Origin of the sequence: Rhizobium sp. 1399, assembly GCF_031455475.1 — a bacterium.
In the GTDB taxonomy this organism is placed as follows: domain Bacteria; phylum Pseudomonadota; class Alphaproteobacteria; order Rhizobiales; family Rhizobiaceae; genus Rhizobium.
Map to the genome: position 1 here is coordinate 427,098 of NZ_JAVDSU010000002.1, position 24,900 is coordinate 451,997.

At 58.7% G+C, this 24,900-nt stretch carries 24 protein-coding genes and 2 pseudogenes; 4 read left to right on the forward strand and 22 right to left on the reverse strand.

The genetic code is table 11. The features are described from left to right. Positions 1-98: 98 nt before the first annotated feature. The 9 genes from J2X71_RS08045 to J2X71_RS08085 form a co-directional block, all read right to left on the reverse strand. Positions 99-1,037 carry an acyltransferase domain-containing protein gene (locus tag J2X71_RS08045; RefSeq protein ID WP_310380917.1) on the reverse strand — a complete coding sequence of 313 codons (939 nt, stop codon included), beginning with the start codon at positions 1,035-1,037 and terminating at the stop codon, positions 99-101. Between the two features lie 124 nt (positions 1,038-1,161). Continuing rightward, positions 1,162-2,031, reverse strand: coding sequence for a triphosphoribosyl-dephospho-CoA synthase MdcB (mdcB, locus tag J2X71_RS08050; protein ID WP_310380919.1), 870 nt, complete (start codon positions 2,029-2,031; stop codon positions 1,162-1,164). Further along, entirely contained in the window at positions 2,028-2,750 is a 723-nt protein-coding gene (mdcG, locus tag J2X71_RS08055) for a malonate decarboxylase holo-[acyl-carrier-protein] synthase (protein ID WP_310380922.1), read from the reverse strand. The genes mdcB and mdcG overlap by 4 nt, the downstream gene beginning before the upstream one ends. Continuing rightward, complete coding sequence (locus tag J2X71_RS08060) at positions 2,689-3,405, reverse strand: biotin-independent malonate decarboxylase subunit gamma (protein WP_310380925.1); 717 nt, start codon at positions 3,403-3,405, stop codon at positions 2,689-2,691. Before J2X71_RS08060 ends, mdcG begins: the two co-directional genes overlap by 62 nt. Further along, positions 3,392-4,336 carry a biotin-independent malonate decarboxylase subunit beta gene (locus J2X71_RS08065; protein ID WP_310380928.1) on the reverse strand — a complete coding sequence of 315 codons (945 nt, stop codon included), beginning with the start codon at positions 4,334-4,336 and terminating at the stop codon, positions 3,392-3,394. Before J2X71_RS08065 ends, J2X71_RS08060 begins: the two co-directional genes overlap by 14 nt. Then, the gene (gene mdcC, locus J2X71_RS08070) at positions 4,333-4,650 is read right to left on the reverse strand and encodes a malonate decarboxylase acyl carrier protein (RefSeq protein WP_310380931.1); all 318 of its coding nucleotides are present in this window, start codon (positions 4,648-4,650) and stop codon (positions 4,333-4,335) included. Before mdcC ends, J2X71_RS08065 begins: the two co-directional genes overlap by 4 nt. A gap of 12 nt (positions 4,651-4,662) precedes the next feature. Continuing rightward, complete coding sequence (mdcA, locus tag J2X71_RS08075; protein WP_310380933.1) at positions 4,663-6,306, reverse strand: malonate decarboxylase subunit alpha; 1,644 nt, start codon at positions 6,304-6,306, stop codon at positions 4,663-4,665. Between the two features lie 102 nt (positions 6,307-6,408). Next, a complete protein-coding gene (locus tag J2X71_RS08080; RefSeq protein ID WP_310380936.1) occupies positions 6,409-7,203 on the reverse strand; it encodes an alpha/beta hydrolase in 795 nt (264 codons plus the stop codon). A 335-nt stretch (positions 7,204-7,538) separates the two neighbouring features. Beyond that, on the reverse strand, positions 7,539-7,970 hold the full coding sequence (locus tag J2X71_RS08085) for an organic hydroperoxide resistance protein (RefSeq protein ID WP_310380939.1): 432 nt from the start codon (positions 7,968-7,970) through the stop codon (positions 7,539-7,541). Between the two features lie 1,770 nt (positions 7,971-9,740). On the opposite strand from J2X71_RS08085, the pseudogene J2X71_RS08095 reads away from it, so the two are divergent. Continuing rightward, positions 9,741-9,989, forward strand: a pseudogene (locus tag J2X71_RS08095) (GlxA family transcriptional regulator); the annotation flags it as partial. Here the strand turns inward: J2X71_RS08095 and J2X71_RS08100 are convergent. The 5 genes from J2X71_RS08100 to J2X71_RS08120 form a co-directional block, all read right to left on the reverse strand. Continuing rightward, on the reverse strand, positions 9,976-10,479 hold the full coding sequence (locus J2X71_RS08100; RefSeq protein WP_310380944.1) for a GNAT family N-acetyltransferase: 504 nt from the start codon (positions 10,477-10,479) through the stop codon (positions 9,976-9,978). The pseudogene J2X71_RS08095 and the gene J2X71_RS08100 sit on opposite strands and share 14 nt — an antisense overlap. A 14-nt stretch (positions 10,480-10,493) precedes the next feature. Next, a complete protein-coding gene (locus J2X71_RS08105; protein ID WP_051942331.1) occupies positions 10,494-11,318 on the reverse strand; it encodes a carbohydrate ABC transporter permease in 825 nt (274 codons plus the stop codon). A gap of 59 nt (positions 11,319-11,377) precedes the next feature. After that, on the reverse strand, positions 11,378-12,268 hold the full coding sequence (locus J2X71_RS08110) for a sugar ABC transporter permease (RefSeq protein WP_310380946.1): 891 nt from the start codon (positions 12,266-12,268) through the stop codon (positions 11,378-11,380). After that, a complete protein-coding gene (locus tag J2X71_RS08115) occupies positions 12,265-13,359 on the reverse strand; it encodes an ABC transporter ATP-binding protein (RefSeq protein ID WP_310380949.1) in 1,095 nt (364 codons plus the stop codon). The genes J2X71_RS08110 and J2X71_RS08115 overlap by 4 nt, the downstream gene beginning before the upstream one ends. A 109-nt stretch (positions 13,360-13,468) precedes the next feature. Then, entirely contained in the window at positions 13,469-14,725 is a 1,257-nt protein-coding gene (locus tag J2X71_RS08120; protein ID WP_310380952.1) for an ABC transporter substrate-binding protein, read from the reverse strand. A 165-nt stretch (positions 14,726-14,890) separates the two neighbouring features. On the opposite strand from J2X71_RS08120, the gene J2X71_RS08125 reads away from it, so the two are divergent. Continuing rightward, a complete protein-coding gene (locus J2X71_RS08125; protein ID WP_310380954.1) occupies positions 14,891-15,682 on the forward strand; it encodes a GntR family transcriptional regulator in 792 nt (263 codons plus the stop codon). 123 nt (positions 15,683-15,805) lie between these two features. On the opposite strand, the pseudogene J2X71_RS08130 reads toward J2X71_RS08125, so the two are convergent. After that, positions 15,806-15,976, reverse strand: a pseudogene (locus tag J2X71_RS08130) (aspartate aminotransferase family protein); the annotation flags it as partial. Between the two features lie 248 nt (positions 15,977-16,224). Continuing rightward, a complete protein-coding gene (locus J2X71_RS08135; protein ID WP_310380957.1) occupies positions 16,225-17,268 on the reverse strand; it encodes a class I SAM-dependent methyltransferase in 1,044 nt (347 codons plus the stop codon). A 260-nt stretch (positions 17,269-17,528) separates the two neighbouring features. Here J2X71_RS08135 and J2X71_RS08140 point away from each other — a divergent pair, with 260 nt between their 5' ends. Next, positions 17,529-19,532 carry an EAL domain-containing protein gene (locus J2X71_RS08140; RefSeq protein ID WP_310382169.1) on the forward strand — a complete coding sequence of 668 codons (2,004 nt, stop codon included), beginning with the start codon at positions 17,529-17,531 and terminating at the stop codon, positions 19,530-19,532. A gap of 83 nt (positions 19,533-19,615) precedes the next feature. Here J2X71_RS08140 and J2X71_RS08145 read toward each other — a convergent pair whose 3' ends face one another. Then, complete coding sequence (locus J2X71_RS08145; RefSeq protein ID WP_310382192.1) at positions 19,616-19,795, reverse strand: hypothetical protein; 180 nt, start codon at positions 19,793-19,795, stop codon at positions 19,616-19,618. A gap of 205 nt (positions 19,796-20,000) precedes the next feature. Here J2X71_RS08145 and J2X71_RS08150 point away from each other — a divergent pair, with 205 nt between their 5' ends. Then, the gene (locus J2X71_RS08150) at positions 20,001-20,504 is read left to right on the forward strand and encodes a cupin domain-containing protein (RefSeq protein WP_310380960.1); all 504 of its coding nucleotides are present in this window, start codon (positions 20,001-20,003) and stop codon (positions 20,502-20,504) included. Positions 20,505-20,761: 257 nt separating this feature from the next. Here J2X71_RS08150 and ehuA read toward each other — a convergent pair whose 3' ends face one another. The 5 genes from ehuA to doeB are packed head-to-tail and all read right to left on the reverse strand — an operon-like array spanning position 20,762 to position 24,897. After that, a complete protein-coding gene (gene ehuA / locus J2X71_RS08155; protein ID WP_310380967.1) occupies positions 20,762-21,541 on the reverse strand; it encodes an ectoine/hydroxyectoine ABC transporter ATP-binding protein EhuA in 780 nt (259 codons plus the stop codon). Next, positions 21,538-22,230, reverse strand: a complete 693-nt coding sequence (ehuD, locus tag J2X71_RS08160; RefSeq protein WP_310382170.1) for an ectoine/hydroxyectoine ABC transporter permease subunit EhuD — start codon at positions 22,228-22,230, stop codon at positions 21,538-21,540. The genes ehuA and ehuD overlap by 4 nt, the downstream gene beginning before the upstream one ends. A gap of 13 nt (positions 22,231-22,243) precedes the next feature. Beyond that, positions 22,244-22,909, reverse strand: coding sequence for an ectoine/hydroxyectoine ABC transporter permease subunit EhuC (gene ehuC, locus J2X71_RS08165; RefSeq protein ID WP_310380970.1), 666 nt, complete (start codon positions 22,907-22,909; stop codon positions 22,244-22,246). Positions 22,910-22,969: 60 nt separating this feature from the next. Beyond that, complete coding sequence (gene ehuB / locus J2X71_RS08170; RefSeq protein ID WP_310380973.1) at positions 22,970-23,821, reverse strand: ectoine/hydroxyectoine ABC transporter substrate-binding protein EhuB; 852 nt, start codon at positions 23,819-23,821, stop codon at positions 22,970-22,972. A 59-nt stretch (positions 23,822-23,880) separates the two neighbouring features. Further along, a complete protein-coding gene (gene doeB, locus J2X71_RS08175) occupies positions 23,881-24,897 on the reverse strand; it encodes a N(2)-acetyl-L-2,4-diaminobutanoate deacetylase DoeB (RefSeq protein ID WP_310380975.1) in 1,017 nt (338 codons plus the stop codon). Positions 24,898-24,900: the final 3 nt, after the last annotated feature.

The following is a 24,900-nucleotide window of genomic DNA, read 5'->3' on the forward strand; positions in this document are numbered from 1 at the left end:
CTTGTTCGACGGCTCGCCCTTCGCCTCGGGCAACAAAGGGACTTTGGCGTGGATTTGCTATGCCCACGCTCTGAATCGACCGACCTGGAGCGGCTGTCCTATCGTGATGTCCACCTGGAAATCCACGCCCGCGCTCCGTCCAGCGTCTTGAAATCGTCGAGCGATCGGCTCGGAATGTCCGGGTAACTCGTGGCAGCCATTTCACTTAACGCGCGTCCCGGTCCAAGTTCCAGGAATGCCGTTGCGCCGTTTTCGACGCATCCCTGCAAGTTGTCCGCCCATCTGACCGTGTGCGAAATCTGCGCCGCCAGCTTGTCCAGCCCCTGATCCAGTCGGGACACGCTGGCTCCATCGATCCCGCTCAGAAGTCTAGCTCCAGCAATAGGTGGAAACGCCTTGGATGGACCTTCGAGGGCGCTACGAAACTGCGCGGATACCTCGGAAAGGAGCGGGGTGTGAGACGCGACCTCCACGGGGAGACGAACGATGCGCGTGGCGTGTGCTTCACTAGCGTTCCGCGTGATCGCCCCCAGGAAGGCCTGCCCCCCTCCGACGACGAAAGCATCATCTGGATTAATTATCGCTATGGCTCCGTGGTGCTCTTCACAGAGGCGACGTATCGCCTCGTAGGCGAGACCTCTTATAAAGACCAGCCCATCACCTGCCGCGCTAGCCCCAGACATCATCTCGGCGCGTCGCGCAGCAAGCGTCAAGGTATCAATGTGACGGAAGACGCCAGCTGCGCCCCACGCGGCAATCTCTCCGACGCTGTAACCGGCGAAAACCGAACGCTGCGGAATGCTCGTCTTCAGCGCGGTTATCGCAGCGAGCGACTGAAGGGTGCAGAGGATTTGAGCGGTCCGGTTTTCGAAGACCCCATTCTCGGCCTCTTGCCTTACGATGATGCGTGGATCGACACGGTCCAGCAGCATCGTCGCACTGGCGAACAGGTGGCTGGCCATCGCGCAATCCCCGGTCAGGGTGAACATGTTCGGGTTCTGATTCCCCTGGCCGGAACACAAGATGGCAAGTGTCATGACTGGACCTACCGGGGATAGAGTATGATTATGGCAATGGGCAGGGTGATCACGCCGAACACCGTGAGTGACATCACGAAAAAAGTTGGTGTCAGCGCGAGTAGGATGGTTCCGGCCATCGACTTCAGGGTCCCTCTATCTCATCGACGAACAGCGTCATTGCAAGAAGGTCCGCTGCTCCGCCTGCGCTGAGTGTTCTGGTGATGAACTCTTCGTGGATCGATTGTGCGCGTCGTTGCCAGCGACCGGCGCTGATTCCGCCTGTCGCCAGAAAATGACGTGCAGCCCGCTGGGCAAAGCGAAGGCCCTCCTCGCCGCCCCTGTGCAGAAGGTTGGTGTCATCCAGCTCTGCGATCAGCGCAAAGCAGGTTTCGACCCTCTGCGCCTCCAGATCGTCGGGCGATTTGAGCCGCGCAGCCTGTAGTGCGGGAATTCCGATCTTGTAGACACTCGGAAATCCCTTGGCGGCCTCCGCTCGCGCGCCGCCCGCTCCGTAGCGAAGTTGCGCCTGTGCACCGTGACTATCGGCAAGCCTTGGACCTGCAAGAATGCTTTGGCCCCAAAGCTCGTGGACGACGGAGCCAAGCGGCGATCGGGGGCTGACAACGCCGTTGGCCCTCGCGCCCGCGGCAGCACATAGCAGACCCATGCCGAAGATTGCTCCTCGATGAGTATTAATGCCGTTCGTCGCCGACAGCATCGCCGTTTCGGCTGCGAGTCCGATGGACCTGAGATGCGTCATTTGACAGCCACTTGCGCCGGCGACCACAAGAGACCGGAGATACGGCTCGATTGCGGAAGCACTGTCGCGAAACGTCCCGGCGTCCATGTCACTGTGGCTGCCTGAATCCACATGGCTGACCAAACCCGGCTTCGGCCACGTCTCCACCTCCAGAAGGAGGCTTTTCTTCGCTAGAGAAGCGATGCCCGCCGCATCGACAGTCAAGCGCGCGGAAGCTTCGAACATGGAGACAGGAAGGGAGAGGGCATTCATGAGAGAAAATCTCCGGCGAGGAACCGTCTTCGGTCGAGTAGTGCGATGCCCTGCATGGACTTCACCATGACGTCGGCCGGCCTGAACAGGAATTCGCGCCAGTTGGCGGCAAGGCCGTCGTCACGGATAAACTCGCCGTCGATGCGGCTGGGCGATACATCCTCGATCCTGGAAATCTCCGAGGAGAGCAGGTCTATGTCGGCCGGGGAACGGACATGCAGCAGCAGGTCGATGTCCGACGAGCTTGTAAGATACGCAAGACCGGTCAGCGCCTGCCAAGCGAGGCTGCCGAATACTTGCAGTTCGATACCGCGATGCGCCGCGAAGAACTCAAGTTCGTCGAAGGTCCGTTGCCATACCATGGGGGCTTGGCCGCGGGCGCAGGCGAGCGCCGTCGGTTCGTGGATCGCGAGGATGTCATCGGCTTCCACCACGAACGGAATGCGTCGCTTTTCCAGTGATGGTGGCAGCGGCAGGCCAAGGGCAATGCCGTGCGTCTCGTGCGCCATGGGCCGGCGCGCCACGAGCGGCCATTCTCTGTGCACCCAGGACTGGATCAAAGGATCGGCGCGATCTGATCCCAGCTGCCTTTCAAGCACGGAATCCCATCTCGCCGGGTCGAGATAAACCAGGTCGTGGCGTTTCAGCGGGCGAAGCTTAGGAAGCGCGTGCGATCGCATAGACGCGCTCCGCGATTTCCGCCGCTTTGGTACGGCCATGCCGTTCGAAGCCGAGAAGGTCGCGCTTGTCGACTGTGTCAGGGAGATCGGCCAGAAGCGCGCTCAGTTGGCTTGCCAGCGATTCCCGCTCGTTCCATACGAAATGGACCGCACCCGTTTTCGCGAGATTGTCCAATCCGGGAGCGAAGATGGCAGTCGTCTTAGCCTTTTCCTGCAGAACTTCGATGGATAGCTTCGTCACCTTTGACATGGACGCGAGATCCATCACAGCAGGCTCCGCGCCAGGAAGCGCGACGAGAACACGGGTCGCAAGCGCGGTCGCGAGAAACGCCCCGGCCGCCGTGTGGCCGTAGAGGATGCCGATCGTCGGACGGCCGTGAAAATCGGCGAAGATCAGGCATTTGGCGAGATGAGCCAGGAACTCGTTGAGCCCGAGCAACTCGTCGCGTTTGCTCATCATTTGGCTATCGCTGTCGACGATCACCAGGATCGGCCCCGTCCCCGAATGGTCGTCGAGGATGTGACGGGAAAGCAGGGAGGCCTGATCGACGCCAACTGCTGCCCGATCCGAAACGCCTACGACAAGTGCCTGCTGTCCGTCCGAAAGCAGAGCCGAACCGTACAGCAGACCATGGTCGGTTTTGATGCTGTGACCGTCCGGGAAAAGTGACGCCAGGATATCAGCGAGCTGCATGGTTCGGCCTCCGTACTTTTTGAGCGGCGGCCGTGAACCGCGCATAGGTCATCTCGGGAATGGAAGCGGCGTCGGTGATACCTATGGACCGCCAGATGTCGATCGCATCGGCGGATTTGCCAAACTGTTCAATCCGCCATTCGAGCCGCCTCTGCTCGTCCTGCAATGTCTGGAGAGTGAGCGGCCGAGTGTCGGCCAACAGGCTGAGGGCGGTCTCCCGGAAACCTGCGATCGTGTCATCGACGAAGCCGTCGGCCCCGCCGATCAGACGGCGATGCTTGCCGCCCATGGTGCGCCAGACGAGTGCCCGGTCTTTAGAATCGAATTCCTCAACGCCGCGATTTGTCTCGATCACTTCGGGTCCCGAGACGGAAATGCGGCCCTGCTCGGAGACTGCGAGAGCGGAGCAGCATCCGGCAATCAGGCCCCCGCCGCCGTAGCATCCGGCTCTTCCGCCAATGAGGCCTATGACTGTGACGCCGGCGATCCTCGCCTCTATGACCGCACGCATGATTTCGGCGATCGCCAGTTCGCCGGCGTTAGCTTCCTGGAGACGCACACCACCCGTATCAAACAGGATGATGACTGGTACCGAACGTATATCGCGGGCCGCCCGAAGAAGGCCAGTGAGCTTTGCGCCGTGAACCTCGCCGAAAGCCCCGCCCATGAAACGGCCTTCCTGCGCTGCGATGAAAACGGGTATGCTCTTGATCAGCCCACGTCCAACAATCATCCCGTCATCGAATTGCTCGGGAAGATCGAAGGACTTGAGATTTGGGCTCATCTCGCGTTCTGCCGGGCCGAGAAACTCGTTGAAGCTATCGTCGTCTAGGAGAAGCGATACACGGGAGCGAGCCGAGGACTCATACCAGCTGGCTTGTCTGGCGTCGGTGCCGGCGGCTTGGGTGGCAGCGTTTGTTGGAACGTTCATTTCTCTGTTTTCTCCATCAGGCGCAAAGCCTGTGCCAGGCGAAGCGACACGGTGTCGGGTCGCGCGCCGCCATCGTTGATCGAGAACCGCAGGCCGCCCGTTTGGAAGCGCTCGACGAAATCTTCGACGACCGCCTGCCAGACGGGATCGAACCCTCGAACTGTGGTTCGAATCTCGACAACGCACTGCTTTTCAGGAACGATGCGCTCTACGAGGACTTCCAAATTTCCTGACGCAACGACCCCTGTAATCGCTTGCTTCGTGTTGCCCGCGGCCTTGTCGGCCACGGCATGTGTGAATGTGAGGTTTTCCATGGACTGCTCCCATCACCAGTTGCGAAACTTCGAGGGCGGAACGTAGAGGCCGCCCGACCAGCGAACGATGTCCTTGATGGACCGTGCTGCCAGCAGATTGCGGTCCGCCTGAAGCGGATCGATTCCAAGGTCTTCCGGTCTGAGAATGACGCCGCGGCCCCTGAGCTGGTTGACCATCGCCTTGTCGCGGGCGCGGCCCACGTCTGTGTAGCCGGCAACCCCGCGGATAGCCTGTTCGCGCTCCTGCGGGTTGCGGCACAGCAGCAGGTTCGCGATGCCTTCTTCCGTCACGATGTGAGTGACGTCGTCCCCGTAGATCATGATGGGCGCGAGATCGAGCTTGAGCTTTTCGGCCAGGGCAAGCGCGTCCAGCTTCTCGACGAACAAGGGGACGTTCTTTTCTCCGAACGTCTCGCCAATCTGGACGACGAGTTTCCGGCCGCGGCGCAGGGCCGGCAATCCCGTGGGGTCCGCTTCACTTCCTGCCTGCAGCCAGGGATCGCTCGGATGCCGCCGACCGCGAGCATCCGATCCCATGTTGGGAGCACCACCGAATCCCGCTATCCGTGAGGTCGTCACCGTTGAAGAGTTTCCAGCCAAGTCGATCTGGAGCGTCGAGCCAATGAACATGTCGCAAGCGTAAAGGCCCGCCACCTGACTGAAGGCGCGGTTCGAGCGAAGTGACCCGTCAGGCCCAGTGAAGTAAACATCGGATCGGGCCCTGATGTAGTCTTCCATCCCGACCTCGGAGCCAAACGAGTGTATCTGCTCCACCCACCCGGATTCGATCGCAGGAATAAGTGCGGGGTGCGGGTTGAGGGCAAAATGGCTTGCGATCTTGCCTTTCAGCCCCAGAGCTTCGCCGAACGTCGGCAAAAGAAGCTCGATGGCAGCCGTATTAAACCCGATGCCGTGGTTCAGGCGCTTGACGCCGTAGGGCGCGTAGATGCCCTTGATGGCAAGCATTGCTGTCAGGATCTGGGTTTCGGTGATGGCCGCCGGATCGCGGGTAAAAAGGGGCTCGACGAAGAAGGGCTTGTCGGCTTTAACCACGAAGTGCACGCGGTCTCCGGGGATGTCCACGCGAGGGACCTTGGCGACGATTTCATTGACCTGGGCAATGACGATACCGTCCTTGAAAGCAGTTGCTTCGACGACAGTCGGCGTGTCTTCGGTATTCGGACCCGTATAGAGATTGCCTTCGCGATCAGCGCTAACCGCCGCAATAAGAGCCACGTTGGGCGTCAGATCGATAAAATAGCGGGCAAACAGTTCGAGGTAGGTGTGCACCGCGCCGAGTTGAATTTTTCCGCCGAACAGCATTTCCGCAATGCGGGCCGACTGCGGACCGGAGTAGGCATAGTCGAGTTTGGTGGCGACGCCGCGCTCAAAGAGGTCGAGATGCTCGGGAAGTACCACCCCCGACTGTACCATATGCAGGTCGCTTATGTTTTCCGTATTTACTGCTAGGAGGGCCGAGCTGAGCAAGTCGGCCTGCTTCTGGTTGTCGCCTTCCAGGCAAACGCGATCGCCTTTACGGATGACGGCCTCAAGCAGGCGAGTGGCATCCTGGGCGTCGACGATTTTTCCCGCTGACAGTTTGCGGCCCGCTTCGATGCGTTGATCCCTGGCGTCACGGTTCTTGTGCCACTGCATGCGAAACTCCTGCATTTGGAAGGTGGACCATGCGATCCGTCGGTGTGGACCGAATTGCGGGATGAAGGGCTGCCGCCTGGCGGCAGCCTTTTTGGCCGGCTGTTATTTGTCGCTCGCCATGGCCTCAGTTTCAACTTTTCGCGCGGCTTCGGTGATGACGGCCGCCACTTCCTTCGGATGGGACACGTAGACCGAGTGGCTCGCACCCTTGATCTCGACCGTGTGGCTATTGGCGCGCTTGTAGTACCAACGCTCAAGGTCCGGATTGATGATCTGATCGTTGCCGGCAACGACAGCCCAGCTTGGTTTGGTCTTCCACGCGGCCGCGGTCAGTGGTTGGGTGAACACTTCGGCAGATGCCAGGACCTGTGAACGTGCTCCGAACAGAGCTTGTTCGCGGGGCAGGTCAGGAGCGAACAGTTTCGGAAACTCGTCGGGGTCGAGATAGGTGTAGCCATCCGGGGTTTTCTTGATCGCGCCCGGCGTCTTGGCGAGCACGCTGGGCGTCTTCTTGCCTAGCGATCCTTCGTCTTCCCCGACATCCGGCGCATGGGCGGCGACATAGACCAGACCTACGACAGACGGATGGACACCCGCTTCAGTGATGATGGAGCCTCCATAACTGTGGCCAACGAGCAGTGTAGGGCCGTCCTGCATGTCGAGGACGCGCTTCGTCGCCGCCACGTCATCGGTGAAAGAACTTTCGGGTTCCTGGACCATCGAAACGTGGAACCCTTCCTTCGTCAGGATTTCGAAGATCGGCTTCCAGCCGGAACCGTCTACCCACGCACCATGCACGAGAACGATGTTCTTGACAGGTTCTGCGGCTGCGGGATTGGCCAAGGTCGCGAGCGGAAGGAGTGTGGCAAGAGCCATGCATGCGCTAGTGTATCTCATGATCACGGTTCCTCTGTTGCTGCTGGTTAAAGGCTGTCGCCGATTAATTTCTGAATCGAGTCTAACGTTGCAAAATCAGAAGTTTGCTCCGGGCCCGCTGTTTCGATCGCCGCCGAGTGACCGGGCGTTCGGCACGTTTCGTCTGAGGCCATGGGTTTGCCGTCCTCATAACGCTTTGCGCTGACGATATCGGGCGATGAGTGCTAGGTTAGGCCAGACCGGATTGGAGTGAAACCAAATTAAAGTGTAGGTACCCCCACACTCCGTGGTAGGTACTAGTGATGATCGTCAGGTCTCTTTCTGACGGGGGCCGCTTGTTCCCATCGGATATTCGATTACGAGACCCTAGAGTGGGCCAGCTTCCTAACCTCAACATTTCCGCGAATGGCATTCGAGTATGGGCATATCGCGTCAGCCCGCGCGACAAGCTCGTCGATCAGGCCCGGTTCAATCCCTGCAATCGTGATGTGCAGGGTAACAGCCAGCACGAACGTGTCGCTCTCGGTCTTGCCGAGCCCAACTTCACCAACTACCTCGATGTCACCGTCGGGAATGTGATGACGGCTTTCCCGTGCTGCCCGGAAAAGGGCGTTTTCGAAGCACGCGGCATAGCCTCCCGCGAAAAGTTGTTCAGGATTGGTCGCGCCTCCTTTGCCGCCCAAAGCTTGCGGCATAGCCAGCTGTAAGTCGAGAATGCCGTCGTCGCTCCTAATCTTGCCATGACGTCCACCGAAGGCAGTTACCTTGGCTGTGTAGATCGCTTCCATATACTTACTCCTTTGAGTTCGTTTTTTTGTGAGTGAGGGGCAGGCTCACGCGGAATACGGCGCGCCGCCCGACGCATTGGCTCCGGCCGATCTTTTCAGTCATGGGCTTCGACGATAGACCTGCAAATGGCGAGGCCCATGCCGATTCCGTGCTGTTTCGTCAGTTTGGAAAGGTTTGAAAAACACCTCTCCCTAGCCGGAGATTCCGGCCCGTTGACGACATCGGGCAACTTCACACGAGTTCAATCCCTGTGTCATTGGTATAGCGCGAGAAGCATTCCGATCAGCTGGGCTCCCGCCCAAGAAACTGCAACGAACGCGACAATCGCGATAGGGAGAACTGTCGAGAGCGCAATCAACGGGTGCAATTGACGCGAACTGTCCATGCCCGTGTTCACGCCTAAGGGGCCTGGTTCGGGGCCGTAAGGGAACGCCATTGGCACCGCTAGAGTGTTTTGGCAATTCGAATTCGCGGCGGTCAGAACGCGCGAGTGGGACGACGAGGTCTCGCCCCGACCGCGATGGTACAAGGATAATTGGGTGTGTGACATCGGGGTTCCTCAAGATGCCGATGAGCGTCGGTTCACAATCGAGGATCGCGCAGTTGGAGACTTTGGAGAATCAGGACTAGGTCTATTTGACCGATACCTAAGTTTAGATTCTGGTCGAGCGAATTACAGCGAAGCGTGACTATAATCAGGGCGTAAAGACTCAGCGCTCTGAGTTGGCATGCAGTTGGTTGAGGATCGTAGGGATCTCCAGATCGTGTCCCTTCAAGAGCAGAGGCGGAACTGATGCACAGCCGAGTAATAGCTGGAAAAAGTGGGAATCTGTGGGGTAAATCGGAGAGATCAAGCAGGCGCGGGTGCGCTTCTCCCTTGCTTAGCCTCGTGGAGGGTTCAGCCTTGGTAGAGAATTCGCGTGAGCTGCCGCTTCCCCGGGGTATGGGAAATCATCCCCGAGCTGATGGTCGCCCTCAAAGACTTTGAAGGCGGGGCCATCGACCTCAACAATCTTGTAACCGTTGACATATTCGATTTTCGGCGTTTTCCAACCCACTATGAGCTCTCCTACTGAAGGTCGAGTATTTCTCTGCTCGGGAAGATATGACCGACAGGCCATATTCGGTGATCTGTCGGACCACATGTTTGGTTGCGCAGTATCAGGTAGTATTTCCGCCTTTGCCGCCATCATCGGAAGGCCCCTCATCTAGAAATATCGGCTTCATGGAAGGCGATGGAACTGACGAAGCAACTGACCGAAGGATTGGTGAGGGAGGTTTACCACAATTCAAAACCCTCACAAGCCGAGGGGGTTGATAGCCCCACACTTTCCGGACGCACAGATAGTTGCGGTGGACGCCCGGTCACGTATCAGCCCGGGCGTGACTTTACCTAGATTTGGACCTGCGCGTCACATTGTGCGCAAGCTCACTTGTCGTCGCGAACTCACCGAAAAGCGCGGTCAGCTTCGCTTGCTCCCTTTCGTCCAGCCTGTGCTTCGAGCAAAAATCAGAAATGCACCAAACCTTCGTCACTACGATGGGCTCGGCTGAAATCGAATCGATGTGTTGCATAGTAGTCCTCCCAAATAGGAGGCTACAGAAGGGAACATTAGCCGGCAATAAATAACTGGTTTTTCCCATCAATTCTGTATTGACCGCCACGCGCGACCTCGCGCGCATAGGCCACGCTTCATGCGCTGGCGTCATGAACGGGCCCGTGCTCGGCGGTTGCTCGGTATTACGAGAGACTTTTCGGCACGAACCGTGAGGCCTGTGTCGGCTGGCTGCATGTCAAAGCGTATCGGGAAAGGTTTCCCGACCTGCCGGTGCGTTCCGACAGGCTGTTCAACCTCGATCGGCGCCGCGCGTCTTGCGCGGGCAGAAACAGTGCAGCCGACATGGCAGCCCTTCTGGTGCCGCGTTCGATCAGCTTGGGGACCGACCGCAATGCACCTGAAGTCCTGCAAATCGAAAGGGCCCGCTCGGCTGTCTCGACCAGACCTAGTGGCCCGATTCCGAGATGCCTTTCGGCTCGGCAAGAGGCAGCATGCCGCGATAGATGCCAGGTTCCGAGCCTTCGATCGGAACTGCCCCGACGCTTCGACGGTAAAATTCCATTGGACCGGCGCCCCCGATTACCCCGTAGGCATACCCCTGCGCGTACATATCGAGAAGCGTGGTCAGCAGCAGAGCGTGGCCAACACCTTTGCCGCGGGCGACCGCATCGACGCCGGTCGGCCCGAAGAAACCCTTCGCGGTTGCCTCGTGGCAGGCAAAGCCGATGAGTTCGTCGTTCTGAATTGCGATGAAGCAAGTGGGCGGCTGGCGCATGGTGGCAACGGTCGCTTCCGCGACCCAGCCGGATCCGAAGCGCGGCTCGATCCAGGCCGTCAGAGCGTTCAACTCCGGCGCAAGGACGCGCCGGATGGTGATGCCCTTTTCGGCGATGCGCGCATCGAGTTCAGGATCGGCCCTCAGCTCGTAGAGTTTTACCAGCATGTCCATGGTCTTTTCCTTTGTCAGCCTTTGATGGCGCCTGCCGTCAGGCCGGCAACGATGCGTCTCTGGAAGATCAATACGATGATGATCAGCGGCAGCGTCACGGTAACGGATGCGGCCATGATCTGACCGAACGGATATTCGTACCGGCTATTGCCTGCGATCAGGCCGATCGCAACCGGCACGGTCCGGTTCTCGTCCGTCAGGGTGAAGGTCAGTGCGAAGAGAAACTCGTTCCACGCCAGAATGAAGGCAAGGATGCCTGTGCTGGCAAGCGAAGGTCCCATCAAGGGCAGCAGGATCTTCGTCAGAATTCTAAAATGTGAGCAGCCGTCGATGATCGCAGCCTCTTCCAGCTCCCTTGGAAACTCGCGGATGAAGGTGGTCAGGATCCAGGTCGTGAAGGGCACGGTCGACAGGAGATAGGTGAGGACGAGCGCGCTTGGCCGGTTGAACAGACCCATCCAGTTGATCAGCTCGAACATGCCGGAGAGAACGACGACCTGCGGGAAGATCGAGATCATCAGCACGATCATCAGGATAGTGCGCCGTTGCGGAAAGTCGATGCGCCCCAGCGCATAAGCGGCGCTGAGCCCGATGACGAGCGACAGGAACGTGGTTGAGACCGCGACATAGGCCGAGTTCAGAAGCGAGCCCATGAAAACAGGATTGTCGATCAACTGGCGATAGTAGGTGAAGTCGAACGCAGGCATAAGCGCGGATTGATAGAGCGCCGAACCCTGCTTCGTCGAGGAAACGAAGGCCCAGTAATAGGGAAACAGCGTGTAGAACAGGACGAGCAGAAGAGCCAGGATCTGCAGGCTTCGCACGGCGCGTCGCCGCATCCGGAAGTAGGAGGCAGGCTTGCGCATGGTCTTCGGGATGGTTGCATCGGCCATGTCGCTCAGGTCCCCGCGGCTCTGTCGAGGCGAAGGACCCCGATGATGACGATGGCGACAAGCGCGACGAGCAGGAAGACCCAGGTCGATGCCGCCGAGCCGATGCCGAGCTCCTGGAAGCTGATCAGCCGGTCGCGCGCGTAAATGGAGACGGTCATAACGCTCTCGTTGCTGGCCGCCATCACATAGGCAAGATCGAACATCCTGAGCGCATCAAGGACGCGGAAGAGCACCGCTACGCCGATCGCCGGGCGCAGCATCGGCAGGGTGATCGACCAGAAGCGCTTCCATGCCGGAATGCCATCGACCTCTGCCGCCTCGAATATCTCCGAGGATATCAGTTGCAGGCCCGCCAGGATGAGCAGAACCATGAACGGGGTTGTCATCCACACGTCAACAAAGATCACGACGCCCATCAGCAGCGATCCGCTCGCCGTCCAGGGGATGCCATGATCGATGAGGCCGAGCCCGATGAGGAGCTTATTGATAACGCCGAACTGGTCGTTCAGCATCCATTCCCAGATCTTCGTCGAGACGACGACCGGGATTGCCCAGGGCACGAGGATGGCGGCGCGCGCCAGCCCGCGGCCGGGAATGGCTTCATTGACGAGGAGCGCTATCGCCAGGCCGAGAACCGTCTCGATCGCGACCGAGATAACCGTGAAGATCAGTGTGTTCTTGACGGCAATCCACCAGCTGCGGTCGTTGATGACCTCAAGGAAGTTGTCGACCCCTGTCATTGAATAGACGGAGGGATCGTCAAGATAGGCATCGGTGAAGGCGAAGAAGAAGGTGCGGCCGAGCGGCCAGAGGGCGACGACCAGCATGACCATGATGACCGGCAGCAGAAACAGCCAGGCCGCACGATGGTCGCGGCGGGCGAGCCGGGCACTCATTGCCGCGCTCCTTCGATCACGCCGACCTGGCGGTTGAGAATGAGCCGTCTTCCGTCGGCGGCGAAGGCAAAGATCGAGGCGTCCTGGAAATTCAGGCCGACCTCCTTGCCGATCAGTTCCCTCGGCGGCTCGACATTGACGCGGACGACCCAGATGACGTCACCGTTGATGCGGCAATAGGCGAAATGCTCGTGGCCAAGATCCTCGATACGTTCGAGCATGCAGGTCATTCGTCCGTCCCCTGCCGCCACCAGCTGGATCGCTTCCGACCGTATGCCGATCTCGGTGACTGCCTGGCCCTCGGTGTCCGCGTCGATGACGAGGCCGCCCGGTCCGCTCACTTTGGCTGATGTTGTCTGCACGGGCAGGAAGTTCATGCGGGGACTGCCGATGAAGCCTGCGACAAACCGGTTGTCAGGAGTGTGGTAGAGTTCCTTCGGCGTGCCGACCTGCTCAATGCGTCCGTGATTGAGAACGACGATCCGGTCGGCAAGCGTCATCGCTTCCGATTGGTCATGGGTCACATAGATCATTGTCGTCTTCAGATCGTCGTGGAGCTTGGCGATCTCCATGCGCATCTCCATGCGCAGATCCGAGTCGAGATTGGACAGCGGCTCATCGAAGAGGAAGATTTCGGGCTGGCGCACCAAGGCGCGGCCGATCGCCACGCGCTGGCGCTGTCCGCCGGACAGCTCGCGCGGCCGGCGTTCGAGCAGATGATCGACCTTCAACATTCGTGCGACCGACCGCACTTTCTCACTGATTGCGGCCCTGTTCATACCGAGGGTCTCAAGCGCGAAGCCGATATTGCGCGCAACGTTCATATGCGGATAGAGCGCGTAAGACTGGAAGACGAAGGCTACGCCTCTCTTGGAGGCAGGCACATCAGTCACGTCGTCGCCGCCTATCCTCACCACACCCTTCGATGCGGAGATCAGGCCGGCGACGATGCGCAAAAGCGTTGACTTGCCGCAACCGGAGGGACCGACGAAAACGACAAACTCGCCGTCGATGATCTGCAGGTCAACATTCTGGATAACAGCATGCGTACCGAAATTCTTCGAAACGGATTCGAGCGAAACCGATGCCATTTTTCACCTGGGGGTATGAGACGGCAGAGGGCTCGCCACCGTGATTGGTGGCGAGGCAGTGACGCGTTCCGGTCGCGGACCGTTCCCGCCGCCGGAAATCCGAAGAGCGTCAGCGGCTTTCCTTCAGTTTCTCGAGCCGGCCGGCCAGCGACGTCAGGCTGGACTTGACCTCGGCACCGCCGGAAAGCACGTCGTGAACCGAACGGTAGAAAGCCTGCGAAACGCGGTTGTAGCTGGTGCCAGTGTAGCCGGACGGGCGCACGGCGCTGTCGGCAAAGGCCTGCTGGTTATCCTTGAGGAAGGGTATCTTCTCAAGAACTTCCGGATCGCTGTAGAGCGCCTGGATCGACGGGTTGAGGGCGGCCTTCAGCGCCCGCATCTTCTGCATATCGGGGCCGGTGATGAAGTTCACGAAGTCGGCCGCCACCTCGGGCTTGGCGCTGTATTTGTTGACGCCGTAATACATTGGGCCAAGGCATCCGCTTGACTTTTCGCCTTCCTTGCCGACCGGTAGAGGCATCACGCCGACCTTGTCGACAATATTGCTCCCTTTTTCATGCGAAGTGCCCCAGACATAGGGCCAATTGCGGTGGAAGACCGCGTTGCCGGATTCGAAGACGGCGCGCGACTGCTCTTCATCATAATTGAGGACGCCCTCTGGGCTGATCGAGCCGATCCAGCCCTTCGCCTCTTCGAGCGCCTCGGCAGCCTGCGGGTTGTCGATAGTCACCTTTCCGTCGTCAGAAATGATGGTGCCGCCACCGTTGGAAGCAACAAGCTCGATCGCATCGCAGGTCAGGCCTTCATAGCTCTTGGCCTGCCAGGCATAACCCCACATGTCGGCCGAGCCTGCAGCCCGTTCCTTGTCCTGAATTTCCTTGGCGGTGGCAGCAAGCTCGTCCCAGGTCTTGGGCGCCGGCTTGCCGTATTTTTCGAGCAGGTCTTTGCGGTAGAACATGAGCCCGACATCCATATAGGCAGGCATGGCAATAAGATTGCCATCGAGCTTGGCCGCATTGAGTGTCGAGGCGAAATGCTTGTCCTGATCTGTCTGCGGGATCATTGCCTTGAGGTCGAGCAGGTTACTCTTGAACATGCCGAGCCAGATCACATCGAGGAAAAGGACGTCGACATCCTTGGATTTGGCGGCGAGCAACTGCTGATAGATCGGGATCGCATCGTCCAGAAGCGCGGGCATCTTGTTGATCTTGGCCTCGTTGCCCGTCTTTTCTTTCCAGGCATTGGCAACGTTCGTGCAGAGCTCGAATTCCGTCGGCGAGCAAAACACGGAAATGGTTTCGGCATGCGCGCTGCCGCCCCAGAGGGCTGCAGATATCGCCAATGCGGCAAGGCTTTTCTTCAGCATCGATTGTTCCCTTCGTTGATAACGCTTCGGCATCATGCGGAGCTCTCTGTCCCCTTGTTTCCAATAGGACTGGTTATGACCAGTCATGTCAACATGGACTTTGCCGGCGTTTGCGTCGAAGATGCAAAACGGCAAGAGTGCTCCGCACAGGATCGGATTTCGAAGATGCAGCAAGCTCCGGCATCATTCATCGCGACACAGGGCGGCATCGACCGGAACGACCCTCGCCCCTTGCACAAGCAGGTCTACGAAGCTCTTTTGGCATCTATCCGCGACGGTAAGCTGCCGTTGCGCGGAAAGCTGCCATCAGAACGGGAACTCGTTGATCTCTATAATGTCAGCCGGATCACCGTGCGCCACGCCGTGCGCGAATTGATCCAGCAAGGCGTCATACATAGCCAGCCGGGGAAAGGACTTTACGTCGCTGAGCGTGGTGGCGGCTTCGAACTCCAAGTTCTGAAAAGCTTCACCAGCATTGCCATGGCGAACGGGCGAAGTCCCGGCCATCGGCTGATTGAGGCCAGCATCGTGCATGCGCCGCTTGAGGTGAGCCGCCCGCTTTTCCTTGCACCCGGCGCCGAGGTGGTTCTCTTGTCGAGGCTTCGTCTTCTCGACAACATACCTTCTGTCGTCCAGACCGATTGGATACCGGTGGCCCGCGTTCCGGGCCTGCTTGATCTCGACTGGGCCGTTGCCAACCGGTCGCTCTATGCCGAGCTTCGCGAGCGCTATCGCATTCATCCGAAACGGGGGCAGACAACGCTGAGCGCGCGTCTTGCGACGGATAAGGAGGCTGCGATGCTCGGGCTGCCTCCGCCAGCTGCGGTTCTCACCGTGGATCAGATCGCATTCGACGATCGCAACCGCCCGGTCAACCTGACGGCGCTGGTCCATCATCCTGCGCGTTATCCGCTGACGTTGCTTCAGTCGGAATCGGGCGATTTCACGCAGTATTGAGCCACTCTGTCCTGCTCATCCAGCGATTGCGGCTCGGGATAATTCCGCAGCATGCAGTTACCTGACATGTCCGGCTCCGATACGCTTCTTTCTCGTTGCGCAATCTCCATCTCTTAGCTGTATTCACGCCACCCTGTTCAGGGCATCGCCGATCTTGGAGACAATCGTTTCGATTTCGCTCTTCTCGGCGATAAGCGGCGGGGAGAGGGCTATGATGTCGCCGGTGACGCGGATCAGCAGTCCCTTGTTGAAGCAATCGACGAAGACGTCATAGGCGCGTGTGCCGGCGCTCCCTTGCGAGGCATAAGTGCGGAGCTGCGGTTCGATCCATTTCAAGAGCAGGGGTTACTCATCGAGCATTCGATCAGTAACCCCTTTAGTATCCAACTCACGCTATCGGTCTGTCTCGTTTGTTTGTCGCGCGAAATGAAGCGCAACATGGCCGGTGCCTCAATAAAGACAGGTCATGCCGCCACGCGCAAGCGGCGACATCGCAAAACCCGGGCATCGGATTTTGTGATGCGCGCCCGGCCCGTCGGGGCTTACGACCGCTTCCTGATGGTGGCGTAAATGATGTTGCGGTTGGCACCGAACCAGACCGTCTTGTCATCAGTGTCTTCCGTCGCACTATGATGGGAAATACGCCACATGTCGGCTTCCGAACGCTGGAGAAGCTCCCAGTTCATGTAGGATTCCATGTACCCGTCATCGGCCATCTCGTCGGAAAAGTTGGCAAATAGAAAGACGCCGCCTGGCTTCAGCATTTCCATGCAAATCTGCGTGAGCCGGATTGCCACTTTATCGGTGAGATAATCGTACAATCCTGCTGCGTAGATCAGATCGAAAGTGCCGATCCGATGCTTGCGTGCGAGCAAGCCGCGCACGGATCCATTGATAGGTTCGACGGAAGTTCCGTGGAATTGGCTAGAGATCGAGCCGATACTTTCCGGATCCTGATCAAGAGCTGCCCAGCGTTTAAGGCGGCCTTCCGCAAGTGCCTTTGATGCCTCCGCTTCGCGCAGGTGACCGGCAGCGATGGCCAGGACTTCGGTATTCGAACCCGTTCGCGCGGCGGTCTCGTCGACGTAGCGGGTCAGGATGTCGCGACGTTCCCTTACGGCGACCGGGCCGGGGGCGTTTATCGTATAGTCGAAGATATCCAGGCCGAGACGGGTGGATCTGGCCACTTCTTCGGCCACCGCCGGATGCCCATAAATGAAGTCTATGAGACTGGCATCACCGGAATAGCCGCGAGGCTTGTCAAAGGACCAACGGGTGAACGGGCACTGCTGGAGGATCTTTGCCGAGGGATGGGCCTGAATGATAGGGATGAGCTTCTGCCACACGGCAGCGCCGAATTTATGACGGACGTCATGGAGCTGGCCAATCAGCCACCTGACTGCATCAGGCAGGTTCTTGCCTGCGGAGAACCGTTGTATCGCGATGTTGATGACGATCGCAAACTCAGCCTCCGCAGTTCGCAGGAGGTCTGTTTGGTCATCTCGGTTCGGTGAGGGAAGCTTATTGCTGAAGGACTGCGGCGTGATCAGGCTTTGGCCATCAAGAGAAAAGAGCGGCTGAGCCACTGAAACCTCACTGGTGAATAAGAACTTAAAACATTGCGTAAAATCCTCACCATTTTCACGCAAGTCAAGCGTTAAGGTTGGGCCGCGGCGCCAGTGCACGTCTTAGCTTTAGAAAATATTAGTGAACCCGAGAGATAGCCTGCCCGCTTGGGGATCGTTTGAGCGTTATCGGTTGATGTGGAGTCTGCGTACGGCTATCCAGCTTTAGTTGGCAGTCTGCGAAGGGCAACTGCTGCAAGATGTTGGGTGGCAGGGGCATGATGCACGTGTTAGCCGAGACCGCAGCTGCTACCGTGCGGCCGACGCTGTCGCCAGAGCAGTTGCGTTGCCTTTATGAGCAGAAGAGCGAGAGCGGTCGAAAGAGCGGGACGCGCAAAGGCCTCTGGACAGCGGTCGCTGCTTACCTTGCATATTCCTTCACGGACTATCTTTTTATCGGCGATGTCGTCCAGTACACGGTCGCCGGCCGGCTGGCGGTTGGCGTCAGTGCGTTATGCGTGCTGGAATTTCTGCTCTACCGCAAGGCAAAAGCCGATACGGTCGACATGGCCGCGGCGATGTCGGTGCTCGTAGCCTATCTTGTCTGGCTTCTCACCGCCCAGATGAGCGCGGCCGGGGATGCGTTCTCATATTATATGGTGTTTGGCGCGATCTTCATGATGAGCGTCAACTTGTTCTTCAGTTTCCGGTTTCCGGTTGCTCTTGCGGCCTCCGCAACGAACGTGCTCATCTTCATCGGCGCCCTCTATCTGTTCGCGCCCATGTTGCTTCTCCACAAGCTCATCCTCGGCTCGTTCTGTATTTCCTGCTTTATTTTCACGTCTTACGTGAACCTTCAGCTCAATAGGGAGCGCTACAAAGTCTTCCTTAATGCAATTGAAGCGAGTTTGCAGCAAGCTGCCGCCGACGAAAGAGGCAAGGCTCTTTTGCACCTCTCGAACACCGACTCGTTGACCGGCCTCGAAAATCGCCGGGCAGTCGATCAACGTCTGCGTGATCATTGGCAACGCTGGCAGGACGACAGGGTGCCCTTTGCCGTCCTGCTTATCGATGTGGATTATTTCAAACGCTATAACGACTGCTACGGCCATCAGGAAGGTGACCGCTGTCTTATCGCTGTCTCCCAGCTTCTTCAAAGCGTGGCCTCTTCCTGGGGTTCGATCATCGGGCGATACGGCGGTGAGGAATTCATCGTCATCACACCGATGCCGAATTCGCAACGAGCGGTCGAGCTCGCAGAAGCAATGTGTGCTGCCGTTCGGGCGTTGGCTTGGCCACACGAACACAGGCGAGACGGGACCACTGTCATCACCGTGAGTGTCGGCGTGTCCTATACGCGGGACGAGAGCAAGCATGTCGAGAAGGTCATTCACGAAGCTGATCGCGCGCTTTACGCCGCCAAGGCTGCGGGCCGCAACACCCTCGTGGTCTTCGATCCCGAAGATCCTGAGAGCAGCGATGACAGCGAGGATATAGCTGCGACCCTGAAGATCGCGCTCGAGCACGGCCTTGTCTCGCTCGTCTATCAACCGATCCGCAACGTCCAGACGGGCAAGACGGACGCTGTCGAAGCTTTGATGCGTTTGAGCATGTTGGATGGAACGCCCGTATCGCCTGGTAAATTCATCCCGGTTGCGGAAAGGACGGGCTCGATCGTCGAACTCGGCCGGTGGGCAATCCGCACTGTTTGCCGAGACTTGTTGGCGACCGACCTCGTGCAGGTTGCCAGCGTCAACGTTTCCCCGATTGAACTCAAGATGCCGGGTTTCGCCACCTATGTGGCGGCAACACTGGCAGAATTCGGCGTGACGGGTGCCCGACTTGCTTTCGAGATTACCGAAGGCGTGGAGCTGGAAATCGACCAGGATGTGGTTCGTTGCATTAGCGACCTGAGAAAGCTCGGCGCTCAAGTCTGGCTCGACGACTTTGGCACAGGCTTCGCAGGGCTCTCGTGGCTTCGCCTCATAGAGTTCGACACCGTCAAGATCGATCGATCCTTCCTCCATGACTGCAACACGGAGAGAGGCAAGAGGATGTTGCTCGACATCATCAGCCTGCTGCGCAATCGCGGCGTGAGGATACTCATTGAAGGCGTCGAGACCATCGAACATCAGCGGCTGATGCAGCAGTACGGAATCAACCAGCTCCAGGGATATTTCATTGCAAGGCCCGCGCCGGCAGCCCAGTTTGAAGCTGATAACGTGCTGCCGTTCAGCATGGTCAGGAACCTTGATTCAAAACGCCTGTTCCGGAATGGGGCATAGGTTCAATCCCGTTCAAGGCGTCTTGATTATCAGGTTGCCTCAGATGCGGATTGATCTGCCCCTGAGGCGACCAGTTTGACCGGTTAAGCAGCTTGCCAAACCTGATTCAAAATCTTGGCCGCCAATGCTGCCTTGTCCTGCGGCAGGAATCGACCGTAACGCTGCTGCACGACATCCGGTGTATCCTGGATGGCGTAGCTCGCCTGCTCATACGATCCGGTTTGCTTGAGGATGTGTGTCGGGAGGACGTCGAGTAGCGCCATTCAGGTCCGTTGGCGACATTTCGATGTCGATATGCCCCCGACGCATTGCCATTGTTGCGCACGATAGGAACAAATCGCGGCTGTAACGTGTTCTGTCGAGGTCTTCGGCACTCTGGCTTTGGAACCCGTCGGCAATACGGTCTGGCGCGTGACAGCTCAATGACGGTGCGTTCCACAAACTAGGTTATCGGCGATGGGGAAAGACATGGAAACGCAAAAGATCGTTTTTGAGAAAAGCGACTGGGTGCCCAACAACCAGACGATTCCGGTTATCGTCTATCGCAGCATCTTCATCTGCGATGATGGGTGCGAGGAGTTCGCGCGTCTCTTCACCTCGCACGGGTGGGAAGGCATCTGGCGCGATGGTGTTTTCGATTATCAGCACTATCACGCGGGCGCTCATGAAGTGCTTGGTGTCGGAAAGGGAACGGGAAAGCTGCTGATCGGCGGTCCGACCGGTAAGGTGTTCGAGTTGCATCCGGGAGATTGTCTTGTCCTTCCAGCGGGGACAGGTCATCAAAACCTGGAAGCGAGCAGCGACTTTCAAGTGGTTGGCGCATACCCGCCAGGCCAACACGCCGATATTCAGACAAGCGCTCCAACCGCAGAACTCCTCAGAACAATCGCCGACGTCGCCTTACCTGAAACCGATCCGGTGCAAGGTGCCTCGGGCCTGTTGTTTGAGGCTTGGCATCTCGGCGATAACTGACCTAAGTGGGTCAAGGCACCGATCCAACCCATCCTGTAATCGCAAACCATTGAAAAGTAGGGTTCACTCTCGTGGACGAGGGCCTCAACCGCCTGGATCATTGCCTATTGGTGAGCACGAAGTGCTTTCCTCCTCGACATCAAATGCGGACGACCCATCACGATCCACACCACGGTCCATATCCTTTCAAAAACACCTGTCCAGCCGCTCTGTTTCGAAGCCGTCTGCCGGAGTCTCTTAGCCGCTGGGTTTCCAGACTATCCCAAAACCGATGATAGAAATTCGCGCGTCCGCTCCACTTGCGGCGCGCCGAATATCTCTTCAGGCGCACCCTGCTCGCAGATGCGCCCCTTGTCGAAAAAGCAGACGCGATCCGACACCTCTCGGGCAAAGCGCATCTCATGGGTGACGAGCAGCATGGTGAGATCATGTTCATGCGCCAGCCCGCGGATGACGGAAAGCACCTCGCCCACCAGTTGCGGATCAAGCGCAGAGGTCGGTTCATCGAAAAGCAGAACCCGTGGGCGCATCGCAAGCGCACGGGCAATTGCCACACGCTGCTGCTGACCGCCGGAAAGCTGCGCCGGATAATGGTCCTTCTTGTCCGCCAGCCCCACCATCTGCAGCAGTTCGATTGCTCGCGCTTCCGCTTCCGCCCGCTCCATTCCCAGTACCCGTACCGGCGCTTCGACAACGTTGCGAAGGACTGTCATATGAGGAAAGAGATTAAAGCTCTGGAAGACCATGCCGACATGGTTGCGGATCTGGCGCAGGTGTTTTTCCGAGGCCTGGAACCGGCCCTTGCCATCCGGCTCATGGTAGGACGTACCAGCAAGCGTCAGCTTGCCTTCCTGGAACGGTTCGAGTGTCATGAGAATACGCAGGACCGTCGATTTGCCGGAGCCGGACGGTCCGATGAGCGTGACCTTCTCGCCCTTCGCGACGCTGAAATTGAAATGGTCAAGCACTGTCAGAATGCCGAAGCGCTTGGTGACATCGGAAAACTCGATGATGGGTGGATCGATACTGTCGGTCATCGCAAGGGTATTCCTGCCTTTGGAAGAGCTTTCTGCAAGCGGTGGAGGCCTGCTGAGCAGATCAGCGTCAGCAGAAGGAAGATCAGGCCGACAAGCGTCAGCGGCACGAGATATTCGAATGTGCGTTCGCCGATCATGTTGGCAAGGCCCATCATCTCAAGAACGGTGACAACCGATAAAACCGGGGTCTCCTTGATCATGGCCACGAGATAATTGCCCATGGCGGGCACGATTCGCGGAATGGCCTGGGGCAGGATGATGTCGTAATAGGTCTGCATGCGGGTCATGTTGAGCGCGGTTGCCGCTTCCCATTGGCCGTGCTGCACGGCTTCGATGCCGCCGCGATAGACCTCCGACGTGTAGGCCGCATATTGTAGACCGAGGGCCATTGCACCGGTGAGAAAGGCCGGCAGCACGATACCGAAATCGGGCAGCACGTAGTAGAGGAAGAACAGCTGCACCAGAAGCGGCGTATCGCGCAGGAACTCCACGATAAAGGCTGTCGCCCAGGAGATCACCTTGACGCGGCTTCGGCGCAGGAGGGCAAACGCCAGGCCGAGCACCAGTGCAATCGCAAATCCAGCGGCTGCAGCCTTCAACGTGACGGTCAAACCAATAAGAATGATTGGCAGGATCGAGGTCGTGTAGGTAACCCAGGTTGTTGTGTCCCATTCGTAACCATACATCATAGCCGTAAGGTCCTCACGAATGAGCCGAGCGAGGGAAGACATCGCCGCGCCGCACGAAATGCTCGATCACGCGCACGGCTGCCATCAAGACGAGCGACATGGCGAAGTAGCACACGAGGGTGATTGAATAGATGCTTGCGCTGTCCAGCGTGATGTTGCGGATGGATTGGGCCGCAAAGGTGAGATCGGCTATCGAGATTAACGACACCAGCGAGGACAGCTTCAGCGTTTCGATGGCGAGGTTTCCGAAGGCCGGCATCATTTCGACGATGGCTTGTGGCAGCGAAATGCGAAAGAGGGTCTGGGCACGGTTGAAGTTCAACGCCCGGGCGGCTTCCAGCTGCTGCACGGAGACCGACATGAGGGCCCCTCGAACGATTTCGGCCCCATAGCCGCCGACATGGGCGGCCAATACCAGGATGCCGGTGGTGATCGGATCGAAACTCAGACCGACGAGCGGCAGCGCATAATAGAACCAGAACAGCTGAACGAACAGCGAGGTCCCACGAAACACCTCCGTGTAGCAGAGCGCGACGGCTGACAGGATCGGTCCTCCCTCGACGCGCAGGATGCCGAAAACGAAGGCAAGCACCGCGCCGCAGACGATCGCTGCCAAAGTGATCGTCATCGTCACGGTAGCGCCTTGCCAAAGCATCGGCAGATAGGCTGTCCAGCTCATCTGGCAATCTCTCCGAATGAAAGCAGGCGGCGCCCAGTCCGGGACCGGGCGCCTTTCTTGTTACTTCCCGGCGCAGAGATCGGCGACGTTCTTCTCTGCCGCTGCCGCGATGCTCTGTTCCGACAGACCATACTTCATGAGGATCTTCTTATAGTCGTCCGTCTTTCGGAACGCGACGAGCGCAGTGTTGAACGCGTCGCGCAATTCCTTGTCTTCCGGACGGAAGGCAAAGCCGCCATAGTTGCGGACCGGTGCGCCCTTGACGATCGGATCCTTGAATGGCGCGACCTGCTCGACATTGGCCTGTCCCTTGGCAAGTTCGGAAACGGTCAACTCGGTTGCCGCATAGGCATCGACCCGGCTTTGCACGGTGGGGATCGCATCGGCATTCGCCGGAATGAAGACGATCTGCTCGTCCTTGACGCCGACGGCGCGCAGGAAGTCGACATTGTTTGCGCCGGAAACAACGGCGACTTTCAAGGATGGGTCTTTTGCGATGTCGCCATAGGTCGTCAGGCCCTTCGGATTGCCCTTCTTGACCAGCAGTCCCTCACCGTAGGACGAGTTGGGTTCGGTAAAGGCGACCTGCTTGCAGCGCTCGGGCGATATGTTCTGCTCGGCGGCGGCAAAATCGAAGCGACGAGCCTTGAGACCCGGAATGAGCGTGCCGAAGGGCGTTACGGTCCAATTGACCTCCTCGATGCCCATGGATTTTAGGACGGCATTGGCGACGTCAGGGCCGATGCCGGCAGAGGTGCCGTCCGGCTGCATATACGAATAGGGTACCTCATTGGCTGTCGCGGCGCGGATAAATCCCTGTTTCTTGGCTTCTTCGACGGTCAGTGCGCTGGCCGATGTCACGCCGATGCTGAGCGCCAGCGCGGAAAGGCAAATGGATTTTGAGATGCGCATTCGAATTCTCCTCTGGTTAAGGTTCTTGTGGTCCGTTTTCGGATCTCACATGGTTGCGTTTATTTGGTCTTCTCCGTGATCGTCGCGATGACGGAAAGGCAGTCGCCGGCCTTAATGAGGCCGGGCACGTGGCGAGCCGCCAGAATGCCATCCATGGCTGCGCGGCAGTGGATCGGCGCGACACCGGTCTTTCCGACCGGGTAGATGCTGGCGATGATATCGCCGGTATGGATCGGATCTCCGAGATCCTGCGCAAAGGCGACCAGGCCGTCATCCTCTGCGAATGTGAAACAGTTGCTCGACGGCATATCGAGCCAGCACGTCGGCCGGGTATCCGGCGCCCCCTCAAGAATTCCGGCGTGGCGCAGGAGGTTGAGACTGCCCTTTCGCGCGATCTCGATCGACTTCGCGCTGGCGGTGCCAGCACCGCCGAGCTCAGTGGTGACAAAGGTCTTGCCCATCTCCTCGACCGTCGTATCCAGCATGCCGACCGCATCGATCTCCAGCATCTTCATCGAGTAGGGCGCAGCGAAAGCCGCAACGGCATCAAAACAGCGCGCCTCCTGACCCTTGTCAGGCAACTCGTGTGCCGCGGCATAGGGCAGAAAGTCGAGCGTCTTGCCGCCCGAATGGAAGTCGAGCACGATGTCGGCGAGCGGTATGAGATGGCGGGTGACATAGTCCGCGATCTTTTCCGTCACCGTTCCATCCGGGCGACCCGGAAAGCTACGGTTCAGATTTCCGCGATCAATCGGCGACGTGCGGGTCCCTGCGCGAAACGCGGGATAATTGAGCGCCGGGACGATGATGATGCGCCCACTCACCTGCGCCGGATCCAGTGTCTGTGCCAGCTCGTAGAGAGCCGCCGGACCCTCATACTCGTCGCCATGATTGGCACCGGTGAGGAGGGCGGTCGGACCTTCGCCGTTGGAGATGACGCAGATCGGGATCATGACCGAACCCCAGGCGCTGTCGTCACGGCTATAGGGCAATCGCAGGTGCCCGTGCTGCACACCCTTTCCGTCGAAATCGACGGATGAGGCGATCGGCGAGGGGCGGGGCGCACTCGTCAGCATGGC

What these genes read in the sequence shown, in the direction of transcription:
- J2X71_RS08100 (WP_310380944.1), bottom strand. Translation starts at nt 10,479, where the DNA reads ATGGACATGCTGGTAAAACTCTACGAGCTGAGGGCCGATCCTGAACTC.
- J2X71_RS08140 (WP_310382169.1), top strand. Translation starts at nt 17,529, where the DNA reads ATGCACGTGTTAGCCGAGACCGCAGCTGCTACCGTGCGGCCGACGCTG.
- ehuB (WP_310380973.1), bottom strand. Translation starts at nt 23,821, where the DNA reads ATGCGCATCTCAAAATCCATTTGCCTTTCCGCGCTGGCGCTCAGCATC.
- J2X71_RS08145 (WP_310382192.1), bottom strand. Translation starts at nt 19,795, where the DNA reads ATGGCGCTACTCGACGTCCTCCCGACACACATCCTCAAGCAAACCGGA.
- J2X71_RS08110 (WP_310380946.1), bottom strand. Translation starts at nt 12,268, where the DNA reads ATGAGTGCCCGGCTCGCCCGCCGCGACCATCGTGCGGCCTGGCTGTTT.
- ehuA (WP_310380967.1), bottom strand. Translation starts at nt 21,541, where the DNA reads ATGACCGACAGTATCGATCCACCCATCATCGAGTTTTCCGATGTCACC.
- J2X71_RS08065 (WP_310380928.1), bottom strand. Translation starts at nt 4,336, where the DNA reads ATGAACGTTCCAACAAACGCTGCCACCCAAGCCGCCGGCACCGACGCC.
- ehuD (WP_310382170.1), bottom strand. Translation starts at nt 22,230, where the DNA reads ATGATGTATGGTTACGAATGGGACACAACAACCTGGGTTACCTACACG.
- J2X71_RS08060 (WP_310380925.1), bottom strand. Translation starts at nt 3,405, where the DNA reads ATGCAGCTCGCTGATATCCTGGCGTCACTTTTCCCGGACGGTCACAGC.
- J2X71_RS08120 (WP_310380952.1), bottom strand. Translation starts at nt 14,725, where the DNA reads ATGCTGAAGAAAAGCCTTGCCGCATTGGCGATATCTGCAGCCCTCTGG.
- J2X71_RS08085 (WP_310380939.1), bottom strand. Translation starts at nt 7,970, where the DNA reads ATGGAAGCGATCTACACAGCCAAGGTAACTGCCTTCGGTGGACGTCAT.
- mdcB (WP_310380919.1), bottom strand. Translation starts at nt 2,031, where the DNA reads ATGAATGCCCTCTCCCTTCCTGTCTCCATGTTCGAAGCTTCCGCGCGC.
- mdcG (WP_310380922.1), bottom strand. Translation starts at nt 2,750, where the DNA reads ATGGCCGTACCAAAGCGGCGGAAATCGCGGAGCGCGTCTATGCGATCG.
- J2X71_RS08045 (WP_310380917.1), bottom strand. Translation starts at nt 1,037, where the DNA reads ATGACACTTGCCATCTTGTGTTCCGGCCAGGGGAATCAGAACCCGAAC.
- J2X71_RS08150 (WP_310380960.1), top strand. Translation starts at nt 20,001, where the DNA reads ATGGAAACGCAAAAGATCGTTTTTGAGAAAAGCGACTGGGTGCCCAAC.
- J2X71_RS08105 (WP_051942331.1), bottom strand. Translation starts at nt 11,318, where the DNA reads ATGCGGCGACGCGCCGTGCGAAGCCTGCAGATCCTGGCTCTTCTGCTC.
- ehuC (WP_310380970.1), bottom strand. Translation starts at nt 22,909, where the DNA reads ATGAGCTGGACAGCCTATCTGCCGATGCTTTGGCAAGGCGCTACCGTG.
- doeB (WP_310380975.1), bottom strand. Translation starts at nt 24,897, where the DNA reads ATGCTGACGAGTGCGCCCCGCCCCTCGCCGATCGCCTCATCCGTCGAT.
- J2X71_RS08115 (WP_310380949.1), bottom strand. Translation starts at nt 13,359, where the DNA reads ATGGCATCGGTTTCGCTCGAATCCGTTTCGAAGAATTTCGGTACGCAT.
- J2X71_RS08125 (WP_310380954.1), top strand. Translation starts at nt 14,891, where the DNA reads ATGCAGCAAGCTCCGGCATCATTCATCGCGACACAGGGCGGCATCGAC.
- mdcA (WP_310380933.1), bottom strand. Translation starts at nt 6,306, where the DNA reads ATGCAGTGGCACAAGAACCGTGACGCCAGGGATCAACGCATCGAAGCG.
- mdcC (WP_310380931.1), bottom strand. Translation starts at nt 4,650, where the DNA reads ATGGAAAACCTCACATTCACACATGCCGTGGCCGACAAGGCCGCGGGC.
- J2X71_RS08080 (WP_310380936.1), bottom strand. Translation starts at nt 7,203, where the DNA reads ATGAGATACACTAGCGCATGCATGGCTCTTGCCACACTCCTTCCGCTC.